The sequence below is a fragment of the Rhodococcus sp. IEGM 1307 genome (genome assembly GCF_030056915.1).
GTDB classification, from domain to species: domain Bacteria; phylum Actinomycetota; class Actinomycetes; order Mycobacteriales; family Mycobacteriaceae; genus Rhodococcus_F; species Rhodococcus_F opacus_D.
In genome coordinates this window covers 107,635-120,040 of the sequence record NZ_JASHKW010000020.1, presented here as the reverse complement: position 1 = coordinate 120,040, position 12,406 = coordinate 107,635, and the positions used below count along the sequence as shown (strand labels likewise).

12 protein-coding genes are annotated in these 12,406 nt (G+C 65.1%); 9 read left to right on the top strand and 3 right to left on the bottom strand.

Translation table 11 applies throughout. From position 1 onward, the window contains the following. Positions 1 to 1,104: 1,104 nt before the first annotated feature. Together QM841_RS31890 and QM841_RS31885 are read right to left on the bottom strand one after the other, a co-directional pair. Positions 1,105 to 1,872 carry an SDR family NAD(P)-dependent oxidoreductase gene (locus tag QM841_RS31890; RefSeq protein ID WP_283335057.1) on the bottom strand — a complete coding sequence of 256 codons (768 nt, stop codon included), beginning with the start codon at positions 1,870 to 1,872 and terminating at the stop codon, positions 1,105 to 1,107. Positions 1,873 to 2,418: 546 nt separating this feature from the next. Further along, positions 2,419 to 2,733, bottom strand: a complete 315-nt coding sequence (locus QM841_RS31885; RefSeq protein WP_283335056.1) for a hypothetical protein — start codon at positions 2,731 to 2,733, stop codon at positions 2,419 to 2,421. Positions 2,734 to 3,515: 782 nt separating this feature from the next. Between QM841_RS31885 and QM841_RS31880 the strand changes: the two genes are divergently transcribed. Together QM841_RS31880 and QM841_RS31875 are read left to right on the top strand one after the other, a co-directional pair. Further along, complete coding sequence (locus QM841_RS31880; RefSeq protein WP_283335055.1) at positions 3,516 to 3,842, top strand: 2Fe-2S iron-sulfur cluster-binding protein; 327 nt, start codon at positions 3,516 to 3,518, stop codon at positions 3,840 to 3,842. Continuing rightward, entirely contained in the window at positions 3,842 to 4,276 is a 435-nt protein-coding gene (locus QM841_RS31875) for an FAD-dependent oxidoreductase (protein ID WP_283335054.1), read from the top strand. The genes QM841_RS31880 and QM841_RS31875 overlap by 1 nt, the downstream gene beginning before the upstream one ends. 420 nt (positions 4,277 to 4,696) lie before the next feature. Here QM841_RS31875 and QM841_RS31870 read toward each other — a convergent pair whose 3' ends face one another. After that, positions 4,697 to 5,446 (bottom strand): IclR family transcriptional regulator, encoded by a 750-nt coding sequence (locus QM841_RS31870; protein WP_283335053.1) that lies wholly within the window; start codon positions 5,444 to 5,446, stop codon positions 4,697 to 4,699. A 259-nt stretch (positions 5,447 to 5,705) separates the two neighbouring features. Here QM841_RS31870 and QM841_RS31865 point away from each other — a divergent pair, with 259 nt between their 5' ends. The 7 genes from QM841_RS31865 to QM841_RS31835 are packed head-to-tail and all read left to right on the top strand — an operon-like array spanning position 5,706 to position 12,398. Then, positions 5,706 to 6,740, top strand: a complete 1,035-nt coding sequence (locus QM841_RS31865) for an NrtA/SsuA/CpmA family ABC transporter substrate-binding protein (protein ID WP_280780093.1) — start codon at positions 5,706 to 5,708, stop codon at positions 6,738 to 6,740. Further along, complete coding sequence (locus tag QM841_RS31860; protein WP_411194594.1) at positions 6,737 to 7,597, top strand: ABC transporter permease; 861 nt, start codon at positions 6,737 to 6,739, stop codon at positions 7,595 to 7,597. Before QM841_RS31865 ends, QM841_RS31860 begins: the two co-directional genes overlap by 4 nt. Then, a complete protein-coding gene (locus QM841_RS31855; protein ID WP_283335052.1) occupies positions 7,594 to 8,400 on the top strand; it encodes an ABC transporter ATP-binding protein in 807 nt (268 codons plus the stop codon). The genes QM841_RS31860 and QM841_RS31855 overlap by 4 nt, the downstream gene beginning before the upstream one ends. Next, complete coding sequence (locus tag QM841_RS31850) at positions 8,397 to 9,440, top strand: ABC transporter substrate-binding protein (protein WP_283335051.1); 1,044 nt, start codon at positions 8,397 to 8,399, stop codon at positions 9,438 to 9,440. Before QM841_RS31855 ends, QM841_RS31850 begins: the two co-directional genes overlap by 4 nt. Continuing rightward, a complete protein-coding gene (locus tag QM841_RS31845) occupies positions 9,437 to 10,543 on the top strand; it encodes an LLM class flavin-dependent oxidoreductase (RefSeq protein WP_283335050.1) in 1,107 nt (368 codons plus the stop codon). The genes QM841_RS31850 and QM841_RS31845 overlap by 4 nt, the downstream gene beginning before the upstream one ends. Continuing rightward, the gene (locus tag QM841_RS31840) at positions 10,540 to 11,694 is read left to right on the top strand and encodes an LLM class flavin-dependent oxidoreductase (RefSeq protein ID WP_283335049.1); all 1,155 of its coding nucleotides are present in this window, start codon (positions 10,540 to 10,542) and stop codon (positions 11,692 to 11,694) included. Before QM841_RS31845 ends, QM841_RS31840 begins: the two co-directional genes overlap by 4 nt. After that, positions 11,691 to 12,398 carry a class II aldolase/adducin family protein gene (locus QM841_RS31835; protein ID WP_283335048.1) on the top strand — a complete coding sequence of 236 codons (708 nt, stop codon included), beginning with the start codon at positions 11,691 to 11,693 and terminating at the stop codon, positions 12,396 to 12,398. Before QM841_RS31840 ends, QM841_RS31835 begins: the two co-directional genes overlap by 4 nt. Positions 12,399 to 12,406: the final 8 nt, after the last annotated feature.

The following is a 12,406-nucleotide window of genomic DNA, read 5'->3' as shown; positions in this document are numbered from 1 at the left end:
ATCAGTTACATCCCAACCGCTAGCCGCACTGTTCACGAGGCGTTTCGGGTCCGGGCAGCACATCAGGTCCCTGGAAGATGCTCGAAACGAACATCCGCAGCTACCCAGCGTCGAGACCGATTTGCCCAGAATGGGTTTCACCCGACCTTAGAACTGTTGTTCCAGGCTTCATAGTGACTGGGAGTAGTCGACGTATCGAATCGGGAACTCGCGACCTTGAAGGTCTTCGAAATGCTCTTGCTTGTCATCCATTCTGCGATTGCATGCGTCAGCCGCACCGCATCGATCAAACAAATCCTCACGAGTATTGCCATCGCGCGAGCCAATGCGCGGTGGTTAGTCATCGCAGCGAGCGCGCAACAAGAGCCCTCTTGCCACTCCACTTGGGAGCAGGCTTAGCCGAGGCGAACGGCGTGACCCTCTCGTGGCGGCCCCGTAAGTCTCTGTTTGGGGGTAAGCCCAGCGGGCTCAACAAAGTGCGTAATCAGAAGTATGAGGTGTGTAACGGCATAGCAGCGTCGCCGCCCGGGCACCGCTCCTCCGAGCGTACGGACGGAAAGTGTTGCAGCAACTACAGATCGCCGAGTTGAGCAGACAGGATCTACACCCCAACTTTCAGGAAGGGAAGTTGACGAAGTCTCCCAACAGGTGTGGATTGTCAGAGGGTGGCCCCGATAGCTTTCTCGAGCCACCTTCGTCCGAAGATCGATAACAGCGCCATCGAGCGCCCGTCACGTTGTCGCGGCGCCGCTGCTTCGTCGATGAGACGCCCCGATCGCGTCGGTCGAAGGCGCTTAGCGTCGCCGACAACCCCGATCGCGGCCGGAGTAGGCGTTCCGAACTCGTTCCCGGCGTCGGCTGCGATCCTCGCGGACTAATCGTCGTCGAGGTCGACAAACGACTATCGCCGAGTCCTCTTCGGTTTATTGCCGGGTCGCACGCTGCCGTCCAGAAATAGTCTCCTAAGAAAGCTCCATGCCGGTGGCGCCAACGCCACGTCCTCGTACGACTGCCATGCACCAGGTCGCTCGTTCCCACCAGTGGCCCTGGGACGACGAGCCCGCACCTGCTGCCGAACTCGACGGCAGGCGCGGGACTTATGGGTTAGACGAGGCTGTAGCCGCCATCCACGACGAAGGTCTGGCCGATGATACCGGGAGCGGCATTCGAGACGGCGAAGACGGCAGCCGACGCGATCTCGTCCGGATGGACAATCCGCTTCTGCATACTGGTTTCAATCTGGCGCTGTGCCTCGGCATCGCGCGATTCCTCGTCTGGAAACAGCGAAAGCCAGCTGTTAAACATCCCGGTGGGCCCGGTGATCCCCGGCGCGACGCTATTCACGCGGATGTTCTCTGCCGCGAAGTCAGCGGCCATACAGCGGACCAGGTGGATCGCGGCGGCTTTGGCCGCACAATAGGCGGCGTTCCCCTTCTGTGCGACGATGCCGACCTGCGAGGTAAGGACCACGATCGCACCGCCACCGGACTTCCGAAGATGGGGAAGCGCCGCGCGAGCCGATGCGTAGGGGCCGAACGCGTTGACGGCAAACTGTCGGTTCCACTCCTCCGGCTCGGTTTCATCGATCGTCCCGAGACCATTGATACCAACGCAGCAGACGATCGCCTCAATACCGTCGAGCGCCTCGGCGGCCTCGTCGATCGCGCGTTTGATGTCCACGGCGTCCGTGACGTCACCCACTGTGTTGAACTCCGCAGGTGAATCGAGGACCACCTTGTTGATATCGACGCCGGCAACCCTGCGACCGCTCTCAAGCAACTTCCGAACCGTTGCGGAACCCATGCCGGTCGCGGCACCGATCACGACCACCTTCTGGGGGTCAATGAACGGACCAAGCGGTGGGAGGTTCATCTTTTCAGGGGAATACGCAGTGGTCACTTTCGCCTCGCAAATAGAGTCGGAATGGAAGTTGGGTGTTATGACAGGCGATGGCAACGCCCGGAATCACTCAACACCGGCAAGCATCCACAACGATTGGCGGATCGACCAGATCCACTCGTGCGGGCCGCGCGGTACCGGTGGACAGTAGGTGTCCGGTGCCGCGAGCTCAGTCGGGTCACAACGGAAATAGCGACGGAAGCCGCCCGGTCGCGTGCTGGAGGAGGGGCGGGAACGTCCCGCAGCAGAATCAGGCGTATGTCGCGAGAGGTGGAGTGGCGACGGTGTCCGTGCGGGTTCGATCGCCACTCAAACCCCAGGAACCGCAAAAACTAGCTGCGAGACCTTTATCCACCTCGAAGACCAGGTGGGCCGATATTCTGATCGATTCAGAAACATCCCTGGGTTGGGTGAGAGCAACCTTGAGTTCGGCGGAGTCCGTTCCGAAGTGGGCGCCCAGTAGTTGCATCTACCTGCTCGTGCGCGACGCGGGCGGGTCCGCTGGTCCGCGTGCGTGGTTCATAGATCCACCAGCAAGGGGGCGAGCGAGATCGTGGAGGCAATGATGCCTCCGATCCCGGCGACGACTCCCAGTAGGGCCCACAGCGACGCCGCTTCGTCCTCGGCTATATCGGACTGTGATGTGGCGAGGGTGCCATAGGCAACCGCACTCAACCCTAAGACAAACCCGACTCCGGACATCCAGAACGACGCGATTGACAAGGTTCCCATAATTATCGACGCGCGGGGAAGTCGCGAGCAGTGTGGTCGGCCTTGCGGCGCGGAGCCGGAGTAACCGGCGGCGTCCACTTCGCGAGGAATTGTGGCAGGCATGATCCTCCTCCGGGGTATCAATGGCACGCGGCGATGGGGACGGAGTTTCGCAGCGACATTATGAGCGCTGATCCTGACGTCATCGTATGAGCACCCCGGCACGTCGTCCTATGTCCTACGTGGACAACACTTCTGCATCAGCTGTCCACCTCGGCGATCTCGACGTGTCTCCCTCATCGACAGTGAGCGTCGGTCAGGAGGGACGAATTCAGTCACGGGCATCGCTACCGGTATTTCCCGTTGAATCCGACATAGGGTCAGGAGCCGAACCTCCGCGCTGCCCACCGGGTAGTCGCAGATGGGATGAATTCCTCACAACTATTTGTCCCTGATGCTGCGCGCGATGTCCTGCCCGTACCAACTCACGTGAGTTCCATGACCACATTGGGTGTCGAGTATGTCCTTGGCGATCGAAAGTATAGTGATTGTCCTTGCTGAACGCGTCGCGACGCCGCTTCGCTCTGACGCGTGTCGCGGCCAGTGTGTTCGGACCCTCTGGTGAATTCGGGACGACCATGCTCTTGCTGAGGTTTGACCCGCTTTGCGGCGTCGCTTCGTCGATCCTTTGATAACGAACGCGGTCCGGCATGCAGTGGACCACTAGCCCCCAGATCGAGGAACCACTGAACTTTGACGTCGAGGTTTGCATCCCGCAGCAAGTGGTTCCTCGGTATCGACGCGACCGGCACTTCAGCTCCGATCCGCAAAAGCCTAGCGTTCGGCAACTACGGACACGCTGGAGATCCCTGGTGCCCTTGAACGCGACAGAAAGAGTGAGACAGATGCCCAAAGTTACTTACGTCGGGGCTGACGGCGGCACAACAACCACGCTTGACGTCCAGGACGGGACCAGCGTCATGAAGGCCGCGGTACTCAATGGCGTCGACGGGATCGTGGGGGAGTGTGGCGGGAACCTGATGTGCGCCACTTGTCACGTGTATGTCGCTCCCGAATGGACCGGCCGACTGAGTGAGCGTGACGAAGTCGAGGAGGAGATGCTCGAGGAGGCGTCCGCACCGGTGAGGGAGGAAAGCCGCCTGTCGTGCCAGGTCTTGGCTAAGCAGGACCTCGATGGTCTGGTTGTGCACCTCCCGGAGAGCCAGATCTGATGACACGAACCGTGATCGTCGGTGCCGGCGTAGCGGGAGTCCAGACCGCTCTCGAGCTGCGGCACCGCGGGTATGCCGGCGATATCACCCTCATCAGCGAAGACATGGAAGAACCGTACGATCGGCCGGCACTGTCCAAGGAGTTTCTCAAAGGCTCGGTCGGCCGCGACACCCTCGGCCTGCTTCCGGCGCAGACCGCGAGCGAGCGAGCGATCACCATGCGCCTGGGAAGCCGGGTCAGCGACCTCCGGACCTCGGAGCAGCAGGTCGTACTCTCAGACGGTTCAAGCGCCAGTTACGACTACCTCGTTCTCGCGACGGGCGCACACAATCGCCCGTTGCCGGTACCAGGTGCGGACCTACCGGGCGTGTGGTCCCTTCGAGGGCTCGATGAGGCGGAAGGGCTACGCAGCGCACTCGCTGAAAGGGCATAGACCTCATCGAAGGAACTACCGACATGGAGGAAGAGCGCGATCCCATCGGCGCGTGATCGGGAAGAGATGGCCGAGTTCAGTGGGCGCCGGTGCACAGGTGGGCGGTCCCGCTTACGACGGGCGACTGATCTTCATCGACACCGAAGACTTGACAATCGATCCGAGCCCCCCGCTCCGATCCGGATCCGGATCCGGAAGTGCGCACACCCGGCAGACACCGGAGAGATAATCGGCGGCAGACGGCGCCGCCGCAGATGCGTGCCGACCTAAGTGATTTCGGGGCGCGGGGTCACTGTGTTGCGAGGAGTCCGGATACATCCGAGGCTCTCGGATCTATCGACGTGCCTAGATGCAGTGTCGGCGGTCACCCATGGGGCGCCGGGGTGGCCTCGTGTCCGAACACCACTAAGCTCGGTCGCCTCAGAGCAGGACTGCGGCGATCTCGTCGGCGGTGACGCGGGCGAGGTCGACGAAGAATGGAATGCGCGCGTCGATCATGAGTTCGGTGGGCCCGCGCAGGCCGAGTGCGAAGCGAACGACTCCGTCGGAGTCGCGGATCGGCAGTCCGATCGTGCGGAAGTCGGGAGTCAACTCCTCGTCGTTGAAACCGTATCCGCGTTCGCGGGTGCGGACGAGTTCTTCCCGGATGCCGGCCACGTCGGTGATGGCGCGTGGGGTGGTCGCCGCTCGGGGCAGTGATGCGATGTCTTCGTCGTCGGTGTCGGACCACGCGAGGAAGACCTTGCCGAGTGCGCTGGCGTGCAGCGGTAGCCGCACCCCTTGCAGTACGTGTCCGTCTGACTCTCTCCAGCGGCTGAACCCGAGGAGGACGACGTCGTGGCCGTGTCGCATGGCGAGCGACGCGGACGCACCCGTCGTCGCGGCCAGCTGCTCGAGATAGGGCTCGGAGAGGTAGATGCGGTGCTGGCGGTACGAGATCTGCCCGTAGGCGGCCAGCGCGCTGCCGAGCCGGTAGCGGTTGGACGTCTTGTCCTTGTCGAGGAAGCCGGCATCGACCAACGATTGGAGTAGGCGGTGGGTTGTGCTCACCGCCAGGTCCTGACGCTTGGCGATTTCCGATACGCCCAGCTCCTCGCCTCCGTCGAAGCAGGTGAGCATCGTCAGTGCCCGTGTCACCGTCTGCACTCCCGTGGCACGTGAGTCGGTCACGAGCAATCCTTCCTGTGGAGGCCGTCGGCCGAATGTGGGGGCGCTCTCACGCCCGGATGTTGGAGACCCTACTTTCCATCAACTGGAAAATGAAGGTCCGGTCCAACCGGGATTTTCGGGGAAAACTCGGCGAACTGCGTTTCTGTACGTTGTCAAGGTTTCCGATCTGCAGAAAACAAACCGGAGGAATTCGGACGCGGAGAACATAGCGTCAACGGTCGTCACAGCTGACGATTCATCCGTTGAAGGAGCTACCCACATGTCCCGCATTCGCCGATTGCCACGAGCCGCCGCAGCGCTCGCCCTGATCCCGCTTGCCGGGTTGGCGGTGGCGTGTGGATCCTCCGATTCCTCGGGAGGCGCCAGTTCCGGCGCCGAATTCACGCTGAAGGTTTTCGATCCGGGCAACTCCGGTGCGATCGCCGTCGGTAAGCGTGACGGAACCTATGACGAGGCGTTGGCTCCGCTGGGTGCCAAGATCGAATGGGTAAAGACCACACCGGGATTCAGTTCCAACCTCAAACTATTCAACACCGGTGAACTCGACATCCAGACCGGCGCCTACAGTCCTGTGGTCGGTGCCCTCTCCAAGGATGTCGGTGTCCGCATCTTCGCCACGTCCGACCCCTACAACAAGGATCAGGCAGGCATCATCGCCAGACCGGAGTCCGGGATCACGTCGGTGGCGGATCTGCCCGGCAAGCGGATCGCGGTCAACCCGGCCGGTAAGGGTGAGTACATCACCCTGAAGGCCTTGACCCAGGCCGGAATTCCTGTGGACTCCGTCGAGCGTGTGCCACTGCAGCAGGCGGATGCCGCCTCGGCGTTCTCCACCGGTCAGGTCGACGCCTGGGCGTCATTTTTGATCCCGTACCAGGAGGCGAAGGCGAAGGGCGCGGTCGAGATCGCCACCGAAGCGAGCATCGGTTCGGTGGACAGCACCATCATCGCCGGCCGAACGAAGGTCCTCGAGGAGCATCCTGACGTGGTCGAGAAGTTCCTCGAAGTGACGCAGCAGCTCACGGAAAAGCAGCAGCAGGATCCGGCCGCATTCGAGAACGTCTTCGAGAAGACCGGCCCCAGGGCACTGTCGGGTCAGCGACTCGACGACGCGATTGCGCTCGGTGGCCAGATCACGAACTTTCGGTACCCGACCGCAGCCGATGCCCTCGACCTGGAGTCCATCTCGGCGCTGTTCGCCGAGAACGGTGTGATTCAACAGCCGCTGAAGGGCAGTGACGTGATCTTCGATCTCCCGGCGGCGCTCGACACCACCTCGGCCGAGGGCAAGTGACTGCGGTGGTGACCCTGTCGAGTTCGGTGCGCAGCGACGCGCCCGCGGCTCCGAAGCTGGAGACGCCCCGCTATCGCCGAACCCGTGAGCGGCCTCGATGGATCTCGATTCCCCTGCGGTTCCTCGTACCTGCCTTGCTCGTCGCCGCCTGGTCGGTCGGGTCGTCGTCGGGGCTGTTGAGCCCGGAGATCCTCGCCGGGCCGCCCGCGGTGTGGCAGGCGTTCGTGGAGCTGTATCAGTCGGGTCAGTTGCTCGACTTCGGCCTCGCTTCGCTGCAGCGGGCCGCACTGGGCGTGGGATGCGGTGTCCTGATCGGGCTCGTCCTCGGTGTGTTGTCCGGCCTCTCCGCACTCGGGGAGGAGTTGATCGACTCGACGATGCAGATCAACCGCGCCGTACCCTTCCTGGCGCTCGTTCCGCTGTTCATCGCCTGGTTCGGTATCGACGAAACGTTCAAGGTTGTCCTCATCACGGTCGCCACCCTCGCCCCGATGTACGCGTACACCTACCTCGGAGTGCGGGGAGTCGACCGCAAGATGGTCGAGGCCGCCCGCGGGTTCGGGCTCATCGGCTGGCGACTGGTCTTCGGCGCGATCCTGCCGACCGCACTACCGGGGGTGTTGATGGGTCTGCGAATCTGCCTGTCGCTGAGCATCACCGGCCTGATCGCGGCAGAGCAGGTGGGTACCCGGGAAGGGATCGGTTACCTCGTGACGCTCGCGCAGGAGTACAACCGCACCGACTACATGGTCCTGTGCATCGTCATGTACGCGATCCTCGGCCTGGTCTTCGACGCGGTGGTTCGCGTGATCGAGAAGTTCGCGATGCCGTGGCGGCAGCTGTCGGTGACCCGATGAGCGCCGCAGAGGCACCGTTGCCACCGTTGGCGCCGCGCGAACGCACCGCGACGACCGCGGCGGAACGACGAACCGGGTCGCCCCTCGCGGTGTCGCTGTCGGGAGTGCGGAAGTCGTTCGGCGACAAGACCGTACTCTCCGGAATCGACCTGGAGATCACTCGCGGCGAGTTCGTCGTCCTGCTCGGCCCGAGCGGCACCGGAAAGACGACCCTGCTGCGACTGCTCTCGGGACTCGAACCGCCGGACGGCGGCGACGTCCTGGTCCCGAGACAACGCACGGTCGTGTACCAGGAGCCGAGGCTGATCCCGTCCAAGCGTGTTCTGGCGAATGTGTCGGTGGGGCAGAAGCGTGCACAGCTGACCCGCGACAACGCGCGGCGCGCGCTGGCCGAGGTGAACCTCGCGGACAAGGAACGTGCGTGGCCCGCCACCCTCTCCGGTGGCGAAGCGCAGCGGGTCGCGCTCGCCCGTGCGCTCGTTCGTGAACCGGAACTGCTGCTGCTGGACGAGCCGTTCGCGGCGCTGGACGCCCTCACGCGGCTGCAGATGCAAGATCTCGTCGGCGACCTCGTCGCCCGCCACCGCCCCGCCGTTCTGCTCGTCACCCACGACGTGGACGAAGCCGTCCGGCTGGCCGACCGCGTCCTGATCCTCGACAACGGCGGCTTCGCGGTGGATGTCGACATCGACCTCCCGCGCCCGCGGGACCGCAACGACCCCGAGGCGCTGCGCTACCGAGCGACCTTCCTCGCCCAGCTGGGCGTAGGTCGCCATTCCTCTACCAGACAGGACATTTCATGACGGTGACAACTGGCAGTGCCATCGACACGCTCTGGTACACCCGCTGCCCGGTGCCCACCGCGAGCGGCCTCGCGAACAACCTCGGGTGGCTGGGGCGCACCGCGGAGACGGCCGGAGTGCAATTCGGTGTGCTGCAGGACGCGGGCCCCGAACTGGCAGCGCGGCATTTCGATCACCAGCTGCCGGGCCTGATCCGTGAAGGCGGCAACGTCCCCGCTCTCGCCGCGCGGGCGGAAGGATCCCCGACCCGGCTGATAGGTCTCACCTGGATCGACGAGGCCCAGGCCATCCTGGTGCGCGGCGATTCGGAGGTCCGCGACGCCACCGGGCTGCGAGGACTCCGCATCGGGATCCCCGCCTGGGCCGCCGATCGTGCACGCAGCTTCCCGCGCGCCATGGCGCTGCACGGTCTTGCCTCCGCTCTGCGACTCGGCGGTCTCACGTTCGCCGACGTGCGCCTCGTCGAGGTCCCGACGACGCCGGCCCCGCAGGTACGCACCGCCAATCCCGACCGCAACACCACCTGGGGCGTCGAGCCGTTGCTGGCCGGTGACGTCGACGCGATCTACGTCAAGGGCGCCCGGGCGCAGGAGGTGGCACGACAGCATGGACTGGCGGTGGCGGTGGACCTCGATTCCACCGACGCCCTTCGCGACCGGGTCAACAATGGAACCCCGCGACCGGTCACCGTGCACGAAGACCTTCTTCAGCAGCGGCCGGACATCGTGATCGGGTTTCTCGCCGAGAGTCTGCGCGCCGCCGACTGGGCGGCCGCGAATGTCGAACAGGTCCGTGCGGTGTTCCAGACCGAAACCCAGTCCGGACCCGAAGGCGTCGTCGCCGCATACGGCGAGAACTTTCACACCGGCCTTCACTTGAGCCTGTCCGATGAGCGGGTGGATCTGCTGGGTGTGCAGAAGCAGTTCCTCTACGCCCACGGCTTCCTCGCCCACGATTTCGACCTCGCCTCGTGGGTTGCGCACGAACCGCTCCGGCAGGCGCGCGCGCAACTCCACGCCGAGACGGCGGCAGCGCAGTGACCGACTTCTACTGGGAACTTCCGACTCGCGGTGACGGACGCAGGGTCGCCACCGAACTCGGCACCCGCGGTGGTTTCGGGGTCGGGACCGCGCACAGCGTCGCCACCGATCTGCGTCCCGGCAGATTCGGCCCCTTCGACGAACTCGCCCAGGTGATCCACGCCGCGGAACTGTCGGGCGTCGACGGTGTGGTCGCGGGATACGACCCCTCGGGCGAGGAATCCTGGATCGTGGCCGCGGCCGCACTCCGGCAGACACGTCACGCACGGGTCGCCGTGGAATTCCACCCCGCCTTCGGAACCCCGGTCTACGCGTCGAAGATGTCGGCCACTCTGCAACGGCTCTCGGGTGGACGGCTGGAGTGGCGCCTCGCGGTGGAGACGGATCCCGCAGACGCGCGCTCGCGCGGCGATCGGGTCACCGGCCGCGACCGCTACGCCCGCGCCGCCGAATTCCTCACGGTCGCCCGCGGGGTGTGGAACGACGAGGAGATCCTTCCTGGTGGGTTCGGAGGCACCGGGTACGAGTTCGCAGGCGACTACTACGACGTGATCGACGGCGGCTTCCGGGGGATCCTGTCCGGACTGCCGTTCCCCGTCGTTCATCTCACCGGGGACTCCGAGGACGCCCTCGCGTTGTCGGCCCGCCACGGTGACGTGCATCAGTTCGCGCTGACCGAATCCGGCTTCGAGGGTCCCGCGCGGACCCTGGCGGCCCTGGCACGTGAGCACGGGCGATCGGTGCGGACGCTGCTGCGGGTACCGGTCATTGCGCGGGAGACATCCGGCGAGGCGTGGGCACGCGTCGAGCGCCTGTGGCGGGAAGTCCACCCCGGCCCAGGCATCGACGATCCCCGCGCGCTCGACCGGGGCGAGTCCCGGTGGGCGGGCTTCGACCGCCTCGGCCACCCGCAGAGCATCGGACTCGTCGGCAGCTACGAGGACGTCGCACGGCAACTGTCGTCGCTGCGCGAGCGCGGCGCCGACGGCTTCGTCCTTCTCGGACGCCCGCACATCGAGGAACTCCACCGCGCGGGTGAGCACCTTCTGCACCTGGTCGATCCCGCCGGACGCACCCTCGCCACACAGGAGGCGCACTCATGAGCATCGACTTCTACTGGCGCATCGGGATGGAAGGTGATCACGCTTCGTTGCGCACGCCGCGGCGCTACAACCGCGGCGACGCGGGTGGCCACCGACCCGGCAATATCGCTCCGGCGATCCGGGGCGGGGAACTCGACGGCTACGGGTACATCGATCACATGGCCGCGGTGGCGAAGGCGTCCGAGTCGGCCGGCTTCCTGGGCGGTCTGCTGCCGTCCTTCCCGATGACGGAAGACCCCTGGGCAACCGCGGCCGCGCTGGCCGCCGAGACCACCACGTACCGATTCATGGTCGCCTTCCAGCCCGGGTTCCTGCACCCGGTGCAGGCGGCCAGGATGTCCGCGAGCCTGCAACGCGCCACCGGAGGCCGGCTGGTCTACAACATCATCAGCGGCGGCGGCGGTGCCCCTCAGCTGTGGTGGGGAGACAAAGTCGATCACGACGACCGCTACGCCCGCACGTCCGAGTTCCTCGACGTCCTCCGAGGGGTCTGGGACGGAGAGCCATTCGACTTCGACGGCCGGTTCTTCCGCACCGCCGGTGCGGCCCTGGCTCCCGGTCTGGCCGGACAACCGTTCCCCGAGGTGTACTTCTCCGGCTCGTCCGCGGCAGCCGTCGCCGCCGCGGGCACGCACTCGGACTACTACCTGTCCTGGCTCGAGCCGTACGCAGACCTGCGGAAAAAATTCGACGGCGTACGAGAGCAGTCCGCGAAAATCGGGCGCACCCCCAAGTTCGCTGTGCGGATCGACATCGTCGCCCGCCACACCGAAGAAGCGGCCTGGGCGGAGATCGAGAAGGGCTGGGCCTTCGTCGACAAGGATGCCGCAAACCGGGCGGCGCAGGGCGATTCCGTCGGGGCGGCCCGCATCAAGGGCTGGGTACCCGAACACATCACCGGCTACCGGGACCTCGAAGTTCAGCCCAATGTCTGGTGCGGCTTCAGCCTGATCCGAGGCGGCCCCGCATTCGGCCTGGTCGGCAATTACGAGCAGGTCGCCGAACGTCTCGACGAACTACGCGCACTCGGCGTGGACGCCTTCGTCCTCGCCGGCAATCCCCACCTCGAGGAGGCGTACCGCGTCGGCGAAGAAGTACTTCCCCTGCTGCAACGCACATCACCCATCACCTCCGGACAGGACACGCTGTGACTACCACCGAGAACCGACTGGACCCGCAGATCGCCACGTTCGTCGACGCCGCGCGCCGCGACGCCGACAAGGCGTTCACCGTCTTCCGGAGCACCGGCACCGTGTCGGCCAACGGCACGGTCAACTTCGTCGAACGCGTGCCGGGCACCGAGATCGCGGTCGCGCTCAACGACCCCGGCCCGTGGGCAGACGATCCGGGTGTGTCACCAGTGGTCGCGACGTTCGACGGTGAGGTGCTCTCGGGCAACGGCTCTGCGGGATTCGTCACCGGTTACGCCGCCGTCTTCCGGCAGCACCCCGAGATCACCAGCGTCGTGCACATTCACACCCCGTGGCTGGGCGGGTGGGCGCAGACCCACCGCACTCTGCCGATCCGGTACGCGGCCTCGCAGCGCCTGACGCTCTCCCGCGAGATACACCCCCATATCGACCGGTCCCGGTCGGCGGGCGAGTTCATTCTCGAACGCCTGCAACACGACCCGGATCTGGTTGCCATCTTCGAAGCGAACGGCGGGGTCAACGTGATCGGCCGGAGCGGACTGCTGGACCTCGCGAAGTTCGTCGTACTGCTCGAGGAAGGCGCCCAGTTCCAGGCGATCGCGGAGTCGCTCGGCGGATCCGTCGAATTCGATCCGTCGAATCTCGCGGTGCAGTGGGGGCGCTCGGGTCTGGCCGACGAGGCACGCCGCCGCGGTCTCATCTAACACCATCG

What these genes read in the sequence shown, in the direction of transcription:
- QM841_RS31840 (WP_283335049.1), top strand. Translation starts at nt 10,540, where the DNA reads ATGAGCATCGACTTCTACTGGCGCATCGGGATGGAAGGTGATCACGCT.
- QM841_RS31885 (WP_283335056.1), bottom strand. Translation starts at nt 2,733, where the DNA reads ATGCCTGCCACAATTCCTCGCGAAGTGGACGCCGCCGGTTACTCCGGC.
- QM841_RS31855 (WP_283335052.1), top strand. Translation starts at nt 7,594, where the DNA reads ATGAGCGCCGCAGAGGCACCGTTGCCACCGTTGGCGCCGCGCGAACGC.
- QM841_RS31890 (WP_283335057.1), bottom strand. Translation starts at nt 1,872, where the DNA reads ATGAACCTCCCACCGCTTGGTCCGTTCATTGACCCCCAGAAGGTGGTC.
- QM841_RS31880 (WP_283335055.1), top strand. Translation starts at nt 3,516, where the DNA reads ATGCCCAAAGTTACTTACGTCGGGGCTGACGGCGGCACAACAACCACG.
- QM841_RS31850 (WP_283335051.1), top strand. Translation starts at nt 8,397, where the DNA reads ATGACGGTGACAACTGGCAGTGCCATCGACACGCTCTGGTACACCCGC.
- QM841_RS31875 (WP_283335054.1), top strand. Translation starts at nt 3,842, where the DNA reads ATGACACGAACCGTGATCGTCGGTGCCGGCGTAGCGGGAGTCCAGACC.
- QM841_RS31865 (WP_280780093.1), top strand. Translation starts at nt 5,706, where the DNA reads ATGTCCCGCATTCGCCGATTGCCACGAGCCGCCGCAGCGCTCGCCCTG.